This window comes from Acidicapsa acidisoli (assembly GCF_025685625.1).
In the GTDB taxonomy this organism is placed as follows: domain Bacteria; phylum Acidobacteriota; class Terriglobia; order Terriglobales; family Acidobacteriaceae; genus Acidicapsa; species Acidicapsa acidisoli.
Genome location: NZ_JAGSYI010000004.1, coordinates 377,499 through 396,483, shown reverse-complemented (window position 1 = coordinate 396,483; position 18,985 = coordinate 377,499). Strand labels below are relative to the sequence as shown.

General features: G+C 58.9%; 17 protein-coding genes. 14 read left to right on the top strand and 3 right to left on the bottom strand.

Annotated features, from left to right (window positions below; all coding sequences use genetic code 11):
- Nucleotides 1–28: 28 nt before the first annotated feature.
- The gene (locus OHL23_RS23650) at nt 29–1,840 is read right to left on the bottom strand and encodes a multicopper oxidase family protein (protein WP_263354503.1); all 1,812 of its coding nucleotides are present in this window, start codon (nt 1,838–1,840) and stop codon (nt 29–31) included.
- Nucleotides 1,841–2,131: 291 nt separating this feature from the next.
- Here OHL23_RS23650 and OHL23_RS23645 point away from each other — a divergent pair, with 291 nt between their 5' ends.
- The 5 genes from OHL23_RS23645 to OHL23_RS23625 all read left to right on the top strand — a co-directional run bounded on the left by OHL23_RS23645 (nt 2,132) and on the right by OHL23_RS23625 (nt 7,268).
- The gene (locus OHL23_RS23645; protein WP_263354502.1) at nt 2,132–3,109 is read left to right on the top strand and encodes an aldo/keto reductase family protein; all 978 of its coding nucleotides are present in this window, start codon (nt 2,132–2,134) and stop codon (nt 3,107–3,109) included.
- 98 nt (nt 3,110–3,207) lie between these two features.
- On the top strand, nt 3,208–4,053 hold the full coding sequence (locus tag OHL23_RS23640; protein WP_396127410.1) for an acetyl-CoA carboxylase carboxyltransferase subunit alpha: 846 nt from the start codon (nt 3,208–3,210) through the stop codon (nt 4,051–4,053).
- A complete protein-coding gene (locus OHL23_RS23635; RefSeq protein ID WP_263354501.1) occupies nt 4,050–5,219 on the top strand; it encodes a CPBP family intramembrane glutamic endopeptidase in 1,170 nt (389 codons plus the stop codon). Before OHL23_RS23640 ends, OHL23_RS23635 begins: the two co-directional genes overlap by 4 nt.
- Nucleotides 5,220–5,422: 203 nt before the next feature.
- Nucleotides 5,423–6,838, top strand: coding sequence for a DUF2845 domain-containing protein (locus OHL23_RS23630; RefSeq protein WP_263354500.1), 1,416 nt, complete (start codon nt 5,423–5,425; stop codon nt 6,836–6,838).
- Nucleotides 6,839–7,088: 250 nt separating this feature from the next.
- Entirely contained in the window at nt 7,089–7,268 is a 180-nt protein-coding gene (locus tag OHL23_RS23625; RefSeq protein WP_263354499.1) for a hypothetical protein, read from the top strand.
- Between the two features lie 159 nt (nt 7,269–7,427).
- On the opposite strand, the gene OHL23_RS23620 is transcribed toward OHL23_RS23625, so the two are convergent.
- Together OHL23_RS23620 and OHL23_RS23615 are read right to left on the bottom strand one after the other, a co-directional pair.
- Nucleotides 7,428–8,237 (bottom strand): TIGR00282 family metallophosphoesterase, encoded by an 810-nt coding sequence (locus OHL23_RS23620; protein WP_263354498.1) that lies wholly within the window; start codon nt 8,235–8,237, stop codon nt 7,428–7,430.
- A gap of 82 nt (nt 8,238–8,319) precedes the next feature.
- Complete coding sequence (locus OHL23_RS23615; RefSeq protein WP_263354497.1) at nt 8,320–9,993, bottom strand: lysine--tRNA ligase; 1,674 nt, start codon at nt 9,991–9,993, stop codon at nt 8,320–8,322.
- Between the two features lie 119 nt (nt 9,994–10,112).
- Here OHL23_RS23615 and OHL23_RS23610 point away from each other — a divergent pair, with 119 nt between their 5' ends.
- The 9 genes from OHL23_RS23610 (at nt 10,113) to argE (ending at nt 18,985) form a co-directional block, all read left to right on the top strand.
- Nucleotides 10,113–10,403, top strand: coding sequence for an AtpZ/AtpI family protein (locus OHL23_RS23610; protein ID WP_263354496.1), 291 nt, complete (start codon nt 10,113–10,115; stop codon nt 10,401–10,403).
- Entirely contained in the window at nt 10,400–10,888 is a 489-nt protein-coding gene (locus OHL23_RS23605; protein WP_263354495.1) for a hypothetical protein, read from the top strand. The genes OHL23_RS23610 and OHL23_RS23605 overlap by 4 nt, the downstream gene beginning before the upstream one ends.
- A 61-nt stretch (nt 10,889–10,949) precedes the next feature.
- Nucleotides 10,950–11,684: a F0F1 ATP synthase subunit A gene (gene atpB, locus OHL23_RS23600; RefSeq protein ID WP_263354494.1), complete on the top strand. Its 735-nt coding sequence runs from the start codon at nt 10,950–10,952 to the stop codon at nt 11,682–11,684.
- A 152-nt stretch (nt 11,685–11,836) separates the two neighbouring features.
- A complete protein-coding gene (locus OHL23_RS23595; protein WP_263354493.1) occupies nt 11,837–12,136 on the top strand; it encodes an ATP synthase F0 subunit C in 300 nt (99 codons plus the stop codon).
- A gap of 450 nt (nt 12,137–12,586) precedes the next feature.
- The gene (locus tag OHL23_RS23590) at nt 12,587–13,429 is read left to right on the top strand and encodes a sugar transferase (protein WP_263354492.1); all 843 of its coding nucleotides are present in this window, start codon (nt 12,587–12,589) and stop codon (nt 13,427–13,429) included.
- A gap of 52 nt (nt 13,430–13,481) precedes the next feature.
- Nucleotides 13,482–14,891, top strand: coding sequence for a formimidoylglutamate deiminase (locus tag OHL23_RS23585; RefSeq protein WP_263354491.1), 1,410 nt, complete (start codon nt 13,482–13,484; stop codon nt 14,889–14,891).
- A gap of 11 nt (nt 14,892–14,902) precedes the next feature.
- Nucleotides 14,903–16,570: a urocanate hydratase gene (hutU, locus tag OHL23_RS23580; protein ID WP_263354490.1), complete on the top strand. Its 1,668-nt coding sequence runs from the start codon at nt 14,903–14,905 to the stop codon at nt 16,568–16,570.
- Nucleotides 16,571–16,610: 40 nt separating this feature from the next.
- A complete protein-coding gene (gene hutI, locus OHL23_RS23575) occupies nt 16,611–17,858 on the top strand; it encodes an imidazolonepropionase (protein WP_263354489.1) in 1,248 nt (415 codons plus the stop codon).
- Nucleotides 17,855–18,985, top strand: coding sequence for an acetylornithine deacetylase (gene argE, locus OHL23_RS23570; RefSeq protein WP_263354488.1), 1,131 nt, complete (start codon nt 17,855–17,857; stop codon nt 18,983–18,985). The genes hutI and argE overlap by 4 nt, the downstream gene beginning before the upstream one ends.

Sequence of the window (18,985 nt, the reverse complement as noted above, 5' to 3'; positions counted from 1 at the left end):
TTCAACAAACGAGCTATAGAACCTACAACTATTGATGTAATTGGCCTCCTGAATGTGAATTGTCGGTGAATGAAGGGGGCGAATCTATATTGGCGGGCTGGTGTTGTGCGGTTTGATCTGTCCTTTGGGGACTTGGGTCGACGCGGATCGAACCCATCATTCCTTTGTCCTCGTGCTCTAGAAGGTGGCAATGGTAGACAAAGGTTCCGACGGTATTCGGATCGCGGAAATCCATTCGGACTCGAATGGCCGGGTAGGAGAGGGTATGGCCGTTGTAATACGGCACGTTGACGGTGTCGCGAAGGAAGTTTTCATGGACTGGTTTGCCCAGGTAGTCGAGCAGCAGGAAGTGCAGTTGATGGATATGAAATGCGTGGAGCTCATTGGAGCGGTTTTCGATGATCCAGTCCTCCACGGTTCCTTGCTGGGCGACGATATCTGGGATGCTTGAGCTCATGTCGAACATCTTGGGTTCTTTCCCATCGACGGTCAGATAAAACTCCACTGCGCTGGTAGGATCGTCCGGCACGGCCAGTTTTTCAGAGAAGAAAAGACGGCGTACTCGGACAGGCGTAACGTTCCCAAGCCAGGCCTGGTTCGGAGCAGGAAGCGGCTCCGGAGAGCTTTGCAACCTGGAGCGGGGCTCGGCCGCTGTGGGGGTGGGAACGATCGTCGCAAGGGCACGGTTGGGATCGTTTTCGCCGCCGGGGCCGGTGTCCACGGTCCGGGTGACCAGTAATCCGGTCTGGCCTTCCGGCGGACCGGTGACTATGAACTCCGCGCGGGCTCCGGGAGGCAGACCGAGATGAGTCTGGGGGTCTGTCGATTCTCCGGCTGGGTCGTCGTGGGTCATGGGAACGCCGTCCATCGCTACGAGTTCCAGGAGTTGGGGCGCCTTGTTGAAGAGAACGGCGAGGTTGAGGTAGGTGATCGCCGAGGCGTTCAAGACGCGCCAAAGCTGACGTTCTCCCGGCTGCATCTGAATCGTCGCGGGAGGGTAATCCGGGTAGGGAACCGGGACGTAGTTGATGGAGAGATCTTTGGCCGGTTTTCCGAATCCGGTGCCCGTATTGGTGGCGTCTCCGTCCCTGTCCACTAGGAACTTCGGAACGACGGGTTCCGATTTCGAGGGCGGAGCGTTGGGGTTGATCAGATCCTGATCGCGAATGATGAGGACGCGCTCGGGCAGGCCTGCGGCAGCTTTCTTGGCGCGTTCGAGTCCTTCGACGATGAGCGCGCCGGATGCGCCGCCGAGAATGGGGACTTTGCTGAATCCATGAATGTGCGGGTGGTACCAGTAAAGGCCCGGTGGCTCGTCGTCGGGGATGTGGAATCGGTATTCGAATGGGGCGTCGCCGGGCTGGACGGAGGTCTTTAGGACCTCATCCTGGTGGCAGACCGGGGGAATCGTGAGGCCATGAAAATGGAGGTTGGTGGAAACGGAATTCATGACGCCGCTGGCGCAGGGATCGGTATTCTTTGAACCATGCGGCCCGCCATGAACGTGCGCGGGCGGCGCGGTGCCGGAAGCGAGATCGCTCAGCGCATTCTTCAGATGAAGAATGACCAGGTCTCCCGGACTGACGCGCAGATTGGGGGATTCATGACCGGCCCCGTCCGTGAAGCAGAATCGCAGTGAGCCATCGGGATTTGCCGCGTTGTTGGCGGTCAGATCGGCTTCGAGCACTCCGTTGTGACTACGCAGGTCTTCCGGTTCTTCGACGACGCTGCCGATCTCCGGGCGTGGGCAAACTGCTTTGGCGGTCGATTGGGCGCTTACAAGCTGGCTGCAAGACGCTAAGAATAGCGCAAGGACAGCGGTCCATCGGGAGATCGGCATTCGAGAGTGGCCCTCGGGAGGTTATGAGGTCGGACAAGCTAGAGTACGGATTCAACGCGTCTAAACGCATCTAACAGTCTTTGCCACTCTCATTAACGTAGGGTAAACACGAAATTGAATCTGATAGGGGGCACAGGCTTGGGAATCAGCTTGCGTGCTGCATCGGATAATGTAACTGTGGTGCGGAAACTCATGTACTCGTTCTGCATGACCTCTGTTTGATCTGTATTGCAAGTTTGAGAGTGATGCAGGCGAATTGAAGGAGTATTGGATTCGGGGGAAGAATACAAAATGCAATATCGACGTCTCGGCCAGGGTCCGCTTACGGTTTCGGAAATCAGCTTTGGGACCTGGCTTACTGTTGCCGGGGGGGTGGAGCGGGCGCAGGCAATCGCTTGCGTTCACGCGGCGCTGGATCAGGGGATCAATCTTTTCGATACGGCGAATCAGTATGGGGCGGGCGAGGCGGAGCGTGTGCTGGGCGAGGCTCTGCGAACCGCTCCGCAGAGCCGGGACAAGTATCTGATTGCGACCAAGGTCTTCAATCCTGTTGGGGATGAGCCGGACAGGGGGCTTTCGGCGGGGCAGATCGCTAAGCAATTGGACCGTTCGCTGGCGCGGCTTGGCACGGACTACCTCGATCTCTACCAGTGCCATCGGTACGACCGGGAGACGCCGCTTGAGGAGACGCTGGAGGCGCTGGATCGCGCAGTGAAGTCGGGAAAGGTGCGGTCGATCGGGTTGAGCGAGTGGCCGGTAGACAGGATCGTTGCAGCGGCGGAACTGACTTCCGCGCACGGATGGACGCCGATAACCAGCAGTCAGCCGCAGTATTCCATGCTGTGGCGCAAGCCGGAGGTTGCTGTTTTTGCCGCCTGCGTGAATCATGGGCTGGGAAATATCGTTTATTCGCCGCTGGCTCAGGGTGTGTTGACCGGAAAATATAAGCCTGGTCAGCTGCCGCCGGAGGGCAGCCGTGCCGCAAATCCGGAGATGAATATCACGATGGAGACCAATGGACGGCACTTTCGCAGCGATTTCCTGCTGGCTGCGGTCGCGCAACTCAAGCCGATTGCCGACGATCTTGGGTTGACGATGACACAGCTTGCGCTGGCGTGGGTTTTGCGCCGGCCGGAGGTTTCGTCGGCGATTGTGGGGGCGTCGCGGCCGGAGCAGATTGCGGCGAGCGTCGCCGGTAGTGGCATCTCGCTGCCATACGAAGCAATTGTCCGTATTGATAAAGTGCTTAACCCGGTGGTGCTCCGGTAGACTCTATCTGTCGGCGAGATTTGTCGCTTTGAGCCCCGGACCGTAGAATCATTGAGGATCGGGTTGCGGTTCGGACCTGGAGATGTGTAGCAACCTACATGAGTGAATCTTCCCCAGATAATTCCAACGAGGCACGGGCCGTAACGCCCGAGTGGGTCAAAGTTGAGCGCGCTCGGCATGCCAAGCGCCCCTATCCAATGGACTTCATCGAGCGGCTCTTTACTGACTTCAGCGAGATCCACGGCGATCGTGCCTATGGCGACGATGAGGCAGTCGCTTGCGGCATGGCGCGTTTTCACGGCTACGAGGTGCTAGTGATCGGCAACCGCAAGGGCGGCTCGACCAAGGAACGCGTCCGGCGCAACTTTGGGATGCCGAATCCCGAGGGCTATCGCAAGGCTTTGCGGGCGATGAAGATTGCCGAGAAGTTCAACCGGCCGATTATTACCTTCATCGATCTTCCGGGCGCTTTTCCCGGGCTTGGCGCCGAGGAGCGCGGCCAGGCGGAGGCGATTGCGAGGAATCTCATCGAGATGGCCAAGCTGCGTGTGCCGACCATCGCGATCATCTCCGGTGAAGGCGGGTCGGGCGGGGCGCTGGCGCTTGCCGTTACGGACCGCGTGCTGATCCTGGAAAATGCGCTCTATTTTGTCATCACTCCCGAGGCCTGCGCTGCGATTATGTGGCGCGACGCGGCGCACAAGGAGCGAGCTGCGGCGGCGATGCGCATCACAGCGCAGGAAGTGAAAGAGCTAGGCTGCGTCGATGACATCGTTCCCGAGCCTCCGGGTGGAGCGCATGAGAACCGCGAAGCCTCGGCGTCGTTGCTGGATTCCTGCCTGCTCTATCATCTGGAGCAGTTGAATGCGCTATCGACCGAAGAGCGGCTTGAGCAGCGCAGGGCCAAGTTCCGCAACATTGCGCAGTTTTACACGGAAGTTTGAGCGATGCGCGTTTCCAATCCCTTCGATTCTTTGACCGCAGCAACCAGAGACAGGGCAGGGCAACGTTGAGCGCCGGTCCGGTCAATGCGGTTGGCGATAAGCCCAGGGAAGTGAGTCCTGTCGGGGCTTTGGGGCGATTTGTCTTTGCGGCGCTCTATTTCTTTCTGGCGCGCACTTTGGCCCGGCACGGCGCGCAAGGTCTGGTTTCTCAAGACTGGAGGCCGCTGGTTGAACAGGTGATGTTTGCCTTTCTGCTGCTCTTTGGTTATGCCGGCATAGGGTTCTCCTTTGACCGGCAGTTGTATCCCATTCGTCAGCAAGGGCTTCCGCTGCGGGCCGGCTGGTTTGGCGAGGCTGGGCTGGGAGTGGCTGCTGGTTGGGCGATCGCGGTTTTCTGCGTGCTGCCAATTGTGATTTTGGGCGGCATCGTGGTGCATCTGTCCACGAGTCTCGCGTCCTTTGGATGGTTGTTCGCCGATGCGGCCTACTTCGCTTTGGCGACGCTGACGCTGCAGATCGCATTTCGCGGCTACCCATTTCAGTGCGCAATTCGGTTGATAGGCGAACTACCGGCTGCGCTGATGCTTTCCGTTTTGTACGGAATCCTGAATGCGTGGCTGCCGGGAGCGAGCCGTACAAGCATGGCGGTCAACATCGCGCTTGGACTGCTGCTGGCGATGGCTTACCTTCGCACGCGGGCACTGTGGCTGCCGTGGGGAATTCAATTCGGGTGGGTCGCGTCGCGTGCGCTGTTCTTCGGTTTGCCGATCAACGGGATCGGCAGCCACTCACAGGTGATTCAGGGCGACACTCTTGCACCGTTCTGGCTGACGGGCGGAGACTTTGGCCTGGACGGAAGCTGGATGGCCTTTGTGGCGATGTTGCTGGCGATGCCTTTCGTCTATCGCGCTACACGGGATCTCAGCTTCCAGTACAACGCGCCGGTTCTTGAGCCGGGTGGAATTCCCGTCGATCTGGATGCCGCTTCCCGCCGTCAGCACGAGGCCGCGACCCGGCCGGATGTGCCGGAGGTCAAGCCACTGGTGCAGATTTTGCCTGCATCGTCGTCGGTTCCGCTACCGATTGCATCCGATATTGACCGGCCGCGGGCTTCGGGCGAAGCCGCTCCCGATTCGGCTCAGATTCCCGAAGAGTCGCAGCCGTAATTCCTCGGAATTTAATCGGCTCTCTCCACCACTTGCCAGTTTCTAATAAACAGGGCTAACCTTTGGCCAAGGTTTTGAGCGGTCGATTGCTCTGCCTTTCGGTGCTGCGAGGCTCTGCAATCGGCACCCCGGCCATCGAAAGTCACCCGGCGGCTCATCCTTTCCGCTGCGCCGATCGCGCCGCGGATGCGCGGAGGTTCGGTATGGTGCGGCAATGGTTGATCCCCCTACGCGAAGGTTCGGTTTCTAACAGGCTGGTGATGCTCGCCGGTCTTGGGCTTGGCTTTTGCCTGGCCGCGGCGGGCCAGCAGGTGATTCTTGTCAACACGGCTCCGGCATCGGGAACGTCGGGTGGTTCGATCGACAGGCGCTACTCGCAGGTTGAGCCGACGAAGGTTGATCTGCCCAAACAACCGATTGACGCGCGAGGCCACCAGGACATTCTTCGGACCCTGGTTGCGGAGCAGGGCTTTGCGATGCGTCCGCTGCCACGCGGAAAGAAGGGGATTTTTCTTGCCGCGAACGGCAAGCTTACTCCCTCGGGCGAAAGTTATGTCAATGAAGTCACAACACAGGGTCTCTCGGCAAAGCCGGGAGACCGCGTAGTCCTTTCAAATGTGCGAATTGACAAGGAAAAGATTATCTTTGACATTAACGGTGGGCCGGACCACAAGCATGAGTTTCTGCGCCATATCCAGGTCGGAATGGGCAGCCCGAATATGACCAATCCAGTGGTGCAGGACCCGGGACAGGAGCCGGTCGGGGCGCGCATCACGCTTTCGTTTGCGAAATATGTGCCCGATGTCACTCCGGCGCAGGTCAAGGCACTGCTTGCGCCGCTCATCTCCTTTGACATGAAGACGCCGGTGCAGGCCTATACGGACACGCTGCCGCCCAAGCTCAAGGAGGCGATTCTGAGCCATCATGTGATGGTTGGCATGAGCACGGATATGGTTCTCTTTGCAATGGGCCAGCCGGAATCGAAGTCGCGGGAGGTCGAGGGGCAGATGCCCTTTGAGGAATGGATTTACGGGCATCCGCCGCAGGATGTGCAGTTTGTGCGGGTGAACGGCAATCGTGTGATTCGTGTTGAGGTTGCTAAACTGGGTCAGCCGCTTGAGGTCTTCACCAAAGATGAAGTGGAAGGGCTGATGACCACGGACGGCAAGCCGGTTCTGGCGTCGGTTACGCATGATCAGCATACGATTGAGCTGGGAGATGTGCATCGCAACGCGGATACGCAGGCGCCGGCTGCGCCACCCACCCTGCGTGCGCCGGGGGAGCAGCTGCCGGACGATAAGGATTCGAATACGCCAGGGACGATGAACCGCGAAGGGCCGATGAAGCCGGTGATCTTCCCAAAGGATACGACGAACGCCCCGGCGCGGACGGTCGATGCGCATCCCGATGCGGCTAAACCTGATGCGGCAAAGAAGGATGCTGGGACGGCTGATGCCGCTGCGAAGGATAAGGCGGCGACGGACGGAGCTGACGATTCTGGCAATTCTGACAAGTCCGACAAGCCGGACGGCAAGCCCCAGGCTGCGCCGGCGGCTCAACCTGCTCAACCTCCGACTTCCGATTTCTTTTCGGATTGGCCGCAGCCCGCGACCATGTGATAGCTGGGGGATATTTGCGGTGAGCGGGCAAAGCGCTCACCGCGCACAATTTCGAAGCTGGTGTAAACTCAAAGGAGCGAGTCGACCGTTCCTGCCGCCAGTCCTGTTCCTGAAAAGAATGGATGCTGCATTGGAAACCAGAGCATGCCTCTGGCGGGATGAACCTTGGCCGCGACGTTGAAGCCGCGTTGCTGGTTGCGAAACCGGGCGTGTGTGCAGAGACAATTTTCAAGGAGAGAAATCAGGATCCATGGCCAAGATTGCAAAGACAGGTGACCGTAAGAAAGCGATGGACACGTCGAAGTCAACCGACTGTCCCAAGTGTGCGAAACCGACCCGCATCGTAAAGCGGGTGAAAGACCGTGAGCGCGGCATTCCCGGCGGAGTTTACATCTCCTGCTCGGCGTGCGACTTCTACGAAAAGCTTTAAGTTTTAGTTGAGGTTCGGAAGGAAAAGCCCGGCTCTGGCCGGGCTTTTCTGTCTATGGCGGGAAGAAGCGGGTCTTCGCTTCGCTCAGGATGACAAGCAAATGTTCAGGATGAAAAAGCAGAGGGGTTTTGCTGCGTTGCTTAAGTCAAAGTGCTGGTTTTATTCGCCGAGCATAAGTCGTTGAATTTTATAGGATTTCCCGGTCATTGGGTCGCAACTGATCAGGGCTGCACACATCTTCGGATTACCCGTTGCGGCTTCGAATTTGCCGGGCATTCCGGTCAGGAAGCGGTTGAGAACCAGCTCCTTTTCGACGCCGATTACTGAGTCATACGGTCCGCTCATGCCTACGTCGGTCTGATAGGCCGTGCCGCCGGGGAGGACGCGCTCGTCTGCCGTCGGGATGTGGGTGTGCGTGCCAAGGACGGCGGTGACGCGGCCATCGAGGTGCCAACCCATGGCGACTTTTTCGCTGGTGGCTTCGGCGTGGAAGTCGACGAGGATGATCTTGGCCCCGCTCGATTGAGAGATGCCTTCGAGGATTTTGTTCGCGGCGTGGAACGGGTCGTTGGTGCCGTTCATGAAGACCCGGCCCATGAGATTGACCACCGCGTACGTTTGCCCGTCTGGCAAGGACCCCTCGTAGACGCCGTAGCCGGGCAGGCCGTGCTGGAGATTGGCCGGGCGCAGGACGCGGCGGGCGCGTTCGTGGCTGTCGGCTGGGACCGATTTCATGTAATCGATCAGCTCGCGCTTGTCCCAGACGTGGTTGCCGGTGGTGATGACGTCTGCGCCGAGGTCGAAGAGTTCTTCGGCGAGGCTGGGCGTGATGCCGAAGCCGCCGGCGGCGTTTTCGCCGTTGATGACGGTGAGGTCGACCTGGTGCGATTCGCGCACGTGGCCGAGGTGTTCGCGGACGATTTTGCGTCCGGCGCTGCCGAAGATGTCGCCGACAAAGAGGATCTTCATAGGCAGCGGGTTGGCGCCGCTTCGCGGCTTTGGCGAGTTGGTAGGTTAACGGGCTGATTTGTGGGCACAAGCTTTGGTTGCGTCACGAGGCTTCCTCGTTTCCTGACTTCGTGTGTTCGGGACGCATTAGAGGAAACAGGATGACGTCGCGGATGGATCGGGAGCCGGTCAGGAGCATGGTGAGGCGGTCGATGCCGATGCCTTCTCCGCCGGTGGGGGGTAGGCCGTAGGCGAGGGCGCGGACGTAGTCCTCGTCCATCTGGTGGGCTTCGTCGTCGCCGCCTGCTCGCTGCGCTAGCTGATCTTCGAAGCGCTTTTTCTGCTCGACGGGGTCGTTCAGCTCGCTGAAGGCGTTGCCGACTTCGAAGCCGCCGATGAAGAACTCAAAACGCTCCACGTGGGTTGGGTCGTTGGGCTTGGCCTTCGATAAAGGGGAGACTTCGGTTGGATAGTCGTAGATGATTGTGGGCTGAACGATGTTGGGCTCGACGAATTCTTCAAAAATTCTATAGACGGTTTTGCCCAACGGCACTCCATTCTTGGAATCTTTCAAAACAGCCTGCATGAATTGATAGAGAGCACGAAGTTTCGCGTGTCTGTTCAAATCAACAAACTCGGAATTCAGTTCAGTGGACGGAACTGTGACCAATGAGTAGTTGTCCTCACAAACCAATGAGCTTGCATAGAGTAACTTATTAAGCTCGTCTACACTCTCGAAGTGATGGCTTCTAGCTATCACCCCGAATTCATGAGGCCAGTACTTTACGATCGCGTCGATCATCGAAAGTCGTTCCCACTTCGCCAGATCGATTGTGTGGCCGTTGAACTCGACTACGGTTGTTCCGTTCACTTCCTGCGCGGCGAAGGCGATCAGCTCTTCGGTTAGTTGCATCAGGTCGTGGTAGTTGGCGTAGGCCTGGTAGAACTCCAGCATGGTGAATTCGGGGTTGTGCTGGGTGCTTACGCCTTCGTTGCGGAAGTTGCGGTTGATTTCGTAAACGCGGTCCAGGCCGCCGACTACCAGCCGCTTCAGGTAAAGCTCGGGTGCGATGCGCAGGAAGAGATCGGCGTCGAGGGCGTTGTGGTGTGTCTTGAAGGGACGCGCGGCTGCGCCGCCGGCGATGGGCTGCATCATCGGGGTTTCGACTTCGAGATAGCCGCGGGCGTCGAAGAATTTGCGGATGGACTGAAGGACTTTGGCGCGTTTGACGAAGACTTCGCGGGCGTCGAGGTTGGCGAAGAGGTCGACGTAGCGCTGGCGGTAGCGGAGTTCGACGTCGGCGAGGCCGTGGTACTTCTCGGGTAGGGCGAGCATGGCTTTGGCGAGGAAGGTCAGCTTTTCGACATGGATGGTCAGTTCGCCGGTGCGAGTGCGGAAGAGGAAGCCGGTGACGCCGATGTGGTCGCCCATGTCGAGTAGCTTGTAGAGCGCGTAGCCCTGTTCGCCGACGGCATCCTGGCGGACGTAGATCTGGAGGCGCTCGCCGCCTTGCTGGAGGGTCGCGAAGCCGGCTTTGCCCTGGGCGCGGATGGCCATGATTCGTCCGGCGATGGCCACATTGACGTGGGGGCGCGGGTCTTCTGGCGTGCCGTTCAGCTCTTCGGCGGGAGTTTCGCCCCACTCGGCGCGCACCTCGGGAATGGTGTGGCTGAACTGGAACTGATTTGGGTAGGCTGACTGGCCGAGTTGGGTGATGGCTTCCAGTTTTTCCTGGCGCAGCGCGAATAGATTGCGCTCAAATTCCGAATCGAACACTCGTGTTTCCTCTGCGGTCCTGTTTCTTCTAGTCCAAGGCTCAGTATAGCGTTGTCTGGATTGCGTGGGCGCTTCGCGGGACTCGCATCTGTCGCCTTGGATTGTGTATAACCGGAGGGATGCCGTTCCATCGTCCCATACCGGAAGACAAGCTGCCTGCAAGGTCAGGTGACAGCCGTGCTCCGGGGATGCGCAGCCTGGTGCAGGCGGAAAAAGTGATGCAGATTGCCTTTGTGCTGCCCTGCGCGATGCTTCTTGGATGGGGGTTGGGGTGGTGCGTCGACCATTTCCTTCACGTGGGTTGGGCGACGTTTGTGGGGCTGGTGCTGGGGCTGATTGCGGGAATGGTCAGCGTGATCCGGACCGCGGTGACGGCGATGAATTCAATCTCAGACAGGGGAAGTAAGTGAAGGAAGTAAACCCGGATTCTGGCCAAACGCCGATTCCGCAGCATGGTTCAAATCAATCTCAACCAATTCCATCTCATCCGATTCTTGACTTCAGCGACGCCGATCTGGCGGCTCTGCTCAGGCGGGTGGTGCGGGGGACGGCTGCTTTGGGTGCGGTGGTCGCGCTGATTCTCTGGCTGGCGATGGGGTGGCGGACTGCGGCGCTGTTTGCGGTGGGTGCGGCGATTTCGATTGGCAGTATCTATGAATGGGGACGGCTGTTTCGCCACATTGCGGCTCGCATGGACGGCCAGAAAAGTGGCAGAGGTTCAGGATTTGGGACCGTCACGGTTGTGGGCCTCTTTCTGCTGCGCCTGGTGATCTTTGCTGTGGTGATTTATGGTAGCCTGAAGTGTTTCCATGGCTCGCCGATCGCTTTGCTCTGCGGACTTGGTCTGGCATTGGCCGGTCTGGTATGGGAAGCTCTGCGAGTGCTGCGCGGATAGCGCGAGACGCCTGGAAAGCCACTCAGAATTGAAACTTTGAACGCAGAAAGACTAGAAGCAGATGCCTGATTCGCTTGTACTTACCCGATTTCTCAATCAGCTTTTCGGCGGGCCGCTGACGTCCTTGCTCGATGCGCTGGGGCTGCATCCCCGGCACCCTGGCGCGCCGATCAACAACGCATTTGCGCTGGAGTTGCTGATTGCCGCTCTACTGATCGCCTTTTTCGTTGTGGTGCGGTCGACGCTCAGCGTTGAGAAACCAGCGCCGGTGCAGCAGTTTGCCGAGATGATTCACGAGTTTGTCGGCGGACAGGCGGAGCAGATCATCGGGCATGAGTATGGCCAGTTTCAGAGCTTCATCACCTGCATTTTCCTCTTCATTCTGAGCTGCAATCTGATCGGTTTGATTCCGGGAATCAATTCGCCGACGGAACTGGAATCGGTGACCCTCGCGCTGGCGTTGGCGTCGTTTGTTTACTACAACTTTTATGGTTTTAAGACGCAGGGCATCGTGGGATATTTGAAGCACTTTGCCGGGCCGGTGTGGTGGCTTGCATGGCTGCTGTTTCCGATTGAGATCATCTCGCACTTCGCGCGCATCATGTCGCTGTCGGTTCGTCTTTACGCGAACATGTTCGCCGGCGGGCTGGTGACGCTGGTCTTCTTCTCGCTGGTCCCAATTGGTGTTCCGGTGGTCTTTCTCGGGCTGCATCTGCTGGTTTCGGTGATCCAGTCGTTTGTGTTTATGCTGCTGGTGATGATTTATCTTTCCGTTGCGGTTTCGCACGATCACTAGACACAGGCGCTGGCGACACAGGCGCGGAAATTTGACATTCCGCCGGAGTACGCTTCTGCTCCGGATAAACGGACGATCGTGAGCGTGAGGGGGCCAGCTTGGTGAGCCTCAACCACCCACTGACGATCAATCTTAGGAAGCAGGAGAACCAAATGCGGAAACTTCAATATCTTTTGATGACTCTTTCAGTTCTGTTCTGCGCTGTTCCGGCCTTTGCACAAAGCGGCGCTGGGGTGGTTAACCTCGCGCCTATCGGCGTCGGAATTGGCCTGGCGCTTGCTGCCGGTCTTTGCGGACTTGGTCAAGGTAAGGCGACCGCCAGCGCTGTGGAAGCACTCGCGCGCAATCCTGGCGCACGCCCCGGCATCTTCATCTTCCTGATGCTTGGCCTCGCGTTTATCGAGTCACTCACGCTGTTCACCCTGGTGATCATCTACCTCAAGATCAATTAGCTCGCAGCCGATTCTCAGAATGGCTGGAAGCCGGTTCTTCCGAATGCTTATGCATCGGGAGGGCCGGCTTTTTTGCGTGTGAATTCCATCATGGAACTGGCCTGTTTAACTGTTCTGATTCGGTTCGGATGAATTTATTTCTCCGGACTTGACTCTCAGCCTTGACATGGAAAAGGCCTACAGTGTTTTCTAAGGTCACTGATCCATCTGATCCATGTTCCCGAAGTTAGACCTGATTGAGGTCTAGCTGCGTTGACACCGGCGAAGGCAACTCAATTGGAGTGCGGAAATTCAGCGGCTCAGACCGGGTTTGGTCGAGATTCTGCTGAATTTGAAAGATATCCGGAGTGTATTCCGGTTCACCGCCCCAGGATTGAGATGTCTCTCCGACAAGTTGCGGGTGCTTTTGGCGGCCTGAATTTAGGCAACTGATTGGTGTCTGGGGGAACTGTGGTCAAACGCTCTGTAGACATTGCTGTCTCTGCTGCTCTGCTCCTGATTGCTCTGCCGGTACTGGCGGTCGCGGCGGTGATGATTCTCACCACTTCGCCGGGGCCTGTGTTGTTTCGGCAGACGCGCATGGGGCGTGGCTTTCGCCCCTTCCAGATCATCAAACTGCGCACGATGGTTCATGCCGAGGCTGGGCTGGCGTACACGCTGGGCCCTGACCCGCGCATAACACAGATTGGAAGATGGCTGCGGCGGACGAAAGTGGATGAATTGCCGCAGCTCTGGAACGTGCTGCGCGGGGATATGAGCCTCGTCGGTCCGCGTCCGGTGGTGCCGGAGTTGACGAGCGAGTTTCGTGAGTTCTACGTCCATCTGCTGAGAGCAAGACCTGGGCTCACTGACCCTGCTTCGTTGAAATACAGCCAGGAAAATCGACTTCTGGCGCGGGCTGAGGACCCGATGCGCTTCTTCAAGACCGTGGTTACTCCCGATAAGATTCAGATTTCGCGGGAGTACATGGACCGGGCGAATCTGTGGACGGATACCGTGACGCTGGCAATGACTGCGGTGATTTGTTGCTTTCCAGCGATGAGCCGGATTTACGGTCAATTGCCGGAGTTGATGAGTCAAAGGGCGATGGCCGAGATGGCTTTGTCCGGCGCGAAATGCTTTGCGGAAACGGCCGGCTCTCAGGTCGACGAGAGCATCTTTTCCCACAATCTGGCGCATCTCGAGGCAGCGGTGGAAGAAGGAGATCGGAAAGACGCTTTGCCGTGGATTCCGCTACAAAATCAGAATTTCAGAGCAGGATCTGCGCCTGCGACGGTTGAAGAGAGTGCTTAGCGCCTTTTGATTCGAGCCGTTCTGGTCTAGAGTTGGAGGCAGAGTCTGCAGGATGCACCAACATACCCTCTATCTCCCGGAAATGCTTTATGCCGATGGCTGCGCCCAAACGGGCGTAGGGATATTGGTGACGAAGGAAGGCTTCGTCGCTGGTCTGACCGCGCAGGACTCCGCGCCTGAGGGTACGAAGCTGGTGCCGCTCCCGGGCAGGGCGTTGCTGCCGGGTCTCGCGAATGCGCATTCTCACACCTTTCAGCGTCTATTTCGGGGACGAGCCGAGGGCAGAGCCGCAGGCGGCGACACCTTCTGGACATGGCGGGAGCAGATGTACCGCACTGCTGCTTTTGTCACGCCGGAGGATGTCTACGATGTGGCGCGCGCGACCTTTCTGGAGATGGTTTCTGCCGGTATCACCACAGTGGGTGAGTTTCACTATTTGCATCGCGACCCCGAAGGCAATGCGTACAGTGATCCGAATCTGCTCGGCGACCAGGTAATCTCTGCGGCACGGTCGGTAGGAGTGCGCATTCGGCTGTTGCGCACGGCCTATTTTCGCGCCGGTTTTGAACGGCCGCCGCACCCTGGCCAGCGCCGATTTTACGAGTCTCCGGACGAATATCTTCGCAATCTGGAGGAGTTGGTTGCAAAGTACCGGGCGACGCCGAATGTGTCCGTCGGTGCTGCGCCGCATAGCATTCGCGCGGTGCCGCTGGAGGAGTTGAAGCAGATTGCCGCGATGGCTAGGGGCCGAATGCCGCTACATATGCATATTTCAGAGCAGGTGGGTGAGAACGCGGCCTGTGAGGCTGAGCATGGCGTGACACCGGTCCGGCTGATGGCTGATAACGGAATTCTGTCGGTTGGCACGACACTGATTCACGCCATTCACCTGACAGCGGCGGAGTTCAAGGCGGTCGCCGTGAATGGAACGACCATTTGCTCCTGCCCTACAACGGAGCGCAATCTGGGAGACGGGATATTGGCTGCCGATACGGCTGCGATGCTGGGAATTCCGATTGCTTTTGGAACGGATAGCCAGGCGCAGATTGACATTCTGGAGGATGCCCGGCAGATGGAATACCATCTGCGGTTGCGGGATCAGCAGCGTGGCGTTCTCGATGCTTCCGCCAGAGAAGATTGGGTGATGCGAGAGCCGATCGGGACAAGTCTCCTTCGGTCGGCAACGAGCAACGGATACGCGTCTCTGGGATTGGATGGGGGGCGTCTCACGGTTGGGCAGCCGGCGGATTTCTTTACCGTCGACCTGAACGATCTTTCGATTCTAGGGGTCGACGGGGCATCGCTTGCCTCGCAGGCGGTTTTTGCGCTGACGAAGTCGGCGGTTCGCGAGGTTGCGGTGCAGGGCCAGCTGATTCTGGAGGATGGCAAGCATACGCACGCAGAGGAAATTCGTTCGCGCTACCAGGCCGTTCAGCGGCGTTATTTGGGTATGAGCGCTTGAGGAGAGATTCGATGATCACTGCAACTGAAACCATTCGAGCCCCGCGCGGCAGCAAGTTGAACTGCAAGGGTTGGCAGCAGGAGGGCGCGCTGCGGTGCCTGATGAACAATCTCGACCCCGAGGTTGCCGAGCGCCCGGAGGATCTTGTCGTATACGGAGGCATTGGCAAGGCGGCGCGGAACTGGGAGAGTTATCACGCCATTGTGCGGGAACTTAAAGCTCTGGGTAATGAAGAGACGCTGCTGATCCAGTCAGGCAAGCCGGTTGCGGTTTTTCCGACGCACGATCTGGCTCCCCGGGTGATTCTGGCGAATTCGAACCTGGTGGGCCAATGGGCGAACTGGGATCACTTTCACGAACTCGACCGCAAGGGCCTCATGATGTACGGGCAGATGACGGCGGGAAGCTGGATTTATATCGGCACGCAGGGAATTCTACAGGGGACATTTCAGACATTCGCATCGCTGGCGGATATTCACTTTGGAGGCTCGCTGAAGGGCCGTCTGGTGGTGACCGGCGGAGTCGGCGGCATGGGTGGCGCGCAGCCTCTGGCCGTGACGTTGAATGAAGGTGTTGTGCTGGCGATTGATGTGGACCGGTCGCGTATCGAGCGTCGCGTGGAGACGCGCTATTGCGACACCATTACTGAGAATCTCGATGAAGCGCTGGCACTGTGCGAAGCTGCGCGGCGCGATGGGCGTGCGCTGTCTATCGGCTTGGTGGGTAATTGCGCAGAGGTACTGCCGGAGCTGGTGCGGCGTGGCGTGGTGGTTGATGTCGTGACAGACCAGACGAGCGCGCATGATCCGCTGAATGGCTATGTGCCCGCTGGGTTCACGCTGGCGCAGGCTGCGGAGCTGCGCCAGCGCGATCCGGGAGCATATACGAAGCTTTCCACGGAATCGATGGCTGTGCATGTGAATGCGATGCTGGATTTGCAGAAAGCAGGCGCGATTGCTTTCGATTACGGCAACAACATCAGGCGGTTTGCGGCCGATGCTGGGTGCGCGGATGCCTTTAACATTCCGGGCTTTGTGCCGGAGTATATCCGGCCGCTGTTTTGCGAGGGTGCTGGGCCGTTTCGCTGGGTTGCGCTGTCGGGCGATCCGGCGGATATTGCCCGCACCGATGAGCTGGCGCTGGAGTTGTTTCCGCAGAACGAAATTCTCACTCGCTGGATGCGGCTTGCGCGTGGGCGCTTTGCCTTTCAGGGACTGCCGGCGCGTATCTGCTGGCTTGGCTACGGCGAGCGTGCGCAGATGGGCGAGGCGATCAACGAACTGGTGCGCAAGGGCGAGCTTTCCGCGCCGATTGCGATTGGCCGCGACCATCTCGATACCGGCTCGGTCGCCAGCCCGTATCGCGAAACGGAGCGGATGCTGGATGGCTCGGATGCTGTGGCGGACTGGCCGATTCTCAACGCGCTGCTCAATACGGCGAGTGGCGCAAGCTGGGTCAGCTTCCATCATGGCGGTGGAGTGGGGATGGGGTATTCGCTGCACGCGGGGCAGGTGACGGTGGCGGATGGCTCGGAAAATGCGCAGAAGCGCATTCGGCGGGTGCTGAACAACGATCCGGGGTTGGGTGTGGTGCGCCACGCCGATGCCGGGTATGCAATGGCGCAGAAGACAGCGCGGGAGCAGGGTATTCATATGCCGATGCTGGAAAGCAGAGAATAGGGACTAGAGAACAGGCTCGATCTCGGGCATTGGGAGTTTGATGGGCAAGCTTGCTGTAGTGAACATTGGGCAGCTGGTTACGATGGCTGGTCCGACGCGGCCACGCATCGGGCCGGAGATGCGCGAGCTGGGCCAGATTCACGATGCTGCCGTGTTGGTGGAAGACGGGCGGATTCATGCGACGGGTGCTTATGCGGCTCTGCGCAAGAGGATTGATCCGGAAGCCACGGTGATTGATGCTGGCGGCAGGCTAGTGACGCCGGGGTTTGTGGATGCGCATACGCATCTGGTCTTTGCCGGGAATCGGGCGACGGAGTTTGAGAAGCGCATTAGTGGGGCGACGTACCAGGAGATCGCGGCGGCTGGTGGAGGGATTCAGTCGACCGTGGCGCTGACGCGGCAGGCGACCGAAGACGAGCTTTTTGCGCAGGCCCGGCGGCATCGGGACTGGATGTTGCGCGGCGGGACGACAACGCTCGAAGCCAAGTCAGGCTATGGGCTGGATCGTGTGACGGAGTTGCGCATGTTGCGGGTGATGGCGCGGCTCAATGAGGAAGGTCCGGTGCGGATCGTTCCTACTCTGCTTGCGGCGCATACTGTGCCGCAAGAAATGGCGGACAAGCGTGAGGAGTATGTGCGCTGGATCGCGGAGGAGTTGATTCCTGAGGTTGCGGCGCTGGATCTGGCGCGTTACTGCGATGCGTTTTGCGACGATCACGCCTTTACGGTGACTGAGACGCGGCAGGTGCTTGAAGCGGCGAGGCGCCATGGTCTGGGGCTTCGGATCCATGCGGAGCAGTTCCGGCCTGGTACGGGAGCCGCGCTGGGCGCGGAGCTGAGCGCGGCCACTGTCGATCATCTGGAAACCGTCACCGACCAGATGCTTGGGCTGCTGAAAGCGGCTGGAGTGCAGCCTGTGCTGCTGCCAGCATCGGTGTTTTGCCTGGGGCGGGATCAGTATCCGCCAGCGCGGAAGATGATTGAGATTGGGTTGCCGGTGGTAATTGCGACCGACTTCAATCCTGGGTCTTCGCCTGCTCCGTCGATGCCGTTCATGCTGGCGCTGGCGTCGATTGCGATGAAGATGCTGCCGGCGGAGGCGCTTGTCGCAGCGACAATCAACGCTGCGTGGAGTCTGGGACTGGGCGATAAGGTCGGTTCGTTGGAACCCGGCAAGGCAGCGGACTTTCTGATTCATGAGTGCGATGATTATCGTGAGCTTGCCTATTACGTTGCTGCTCCGGCGCGGCCACGGGTTTTCATTGCGGGATCAGAGGTTACGCCTTGAATTCCTTTGTGAGCGCTGCGGAGATACTGCGCGAACTTATCGCGATTCCGACTCCATCGGCGGTTTCGAACCTGCCGTTGCTGGAATGGGTGCGGCGGTTTCTGGAGCCGCGTGGCTGGCGGGTTGAATTGCTGCCTTATGAGGATGAATCCGGAGTCGCGAAGGCCAACATGATTGCGTGGCAGGGGTCTTCGGAGCGCAGTGAGCGTATTGATCTGGCGTTTGTGTGCCATACCGATACGGTTCCGTATGCGGAGACTTGGAAGGACCCTCTTTCTCTGCAAGAGCGGGAAGGGCGACTGCATGGCTGCGGCTCCTGCGACGTGAAGGGCTCGCTGGCTTGTTTTCTTGCGGCGGTCTCGGATCGGGATCGGAATGCAATTCGTACAAGCATTGCGCTTATCCTGACCGCCGATGAGGAGATTGGCTGCAAGGGGATGGAGCGGTTGTTGGCCGCAACCAATCTGCGGATTGGCTCGGCCATCGTCAGCGAGCCGACTTCGCTTCGGGCTGGAATCGCGGGCAAAGGATATGGGCTGGCACGCATCACGGTCGATGGCAGGGAAGCGCATTCGGCGTTTCCGCAGCAAGGGGTGTCGGCGATTTCAGTGGCGGCGCGGATGATTGCGCGGATTGAAGATACTTTTGCAAATCGGGTGTCGGATGCGCCAACCGATGCGTTGTTTGATCCGCCGCGAACTACGCTGAATATCGGCACAATTGAGGGCGGCAGCGCTAAGAACATCATTCCTGGGCGATGCTCGTTTCTCGTGGAATGGCGAGCGATTCCTGATGAGAATCCGGTGGATACGCTTCGGCAGTTGCGCGGGCTGCTGGTGGAGGCGCATGCTGCGGAGCCGCGAGCTGTATTTCGTTTGGAGAATCTTCGAGCGGAGCCTGGTTTTTCGCCCGCAGCGAGGGGCAGGTTGCAGTCGCGACTTGCTGGGCTGTTGCCTGGTGAGCCAGTGGGGATCAGCTTTGGTTCGGAGGCAAGCCGCGTGGCTCGCATAGCGGACGAGGTAATCGTCATTGGGCCCGGTGATATGCGTAGTGCGCATAGTGAACGCGAGTGTGTTCCGATTGCGGAACTGGAACTCTGGACTTCCGTTTTGCGCCGGATTTTGTGA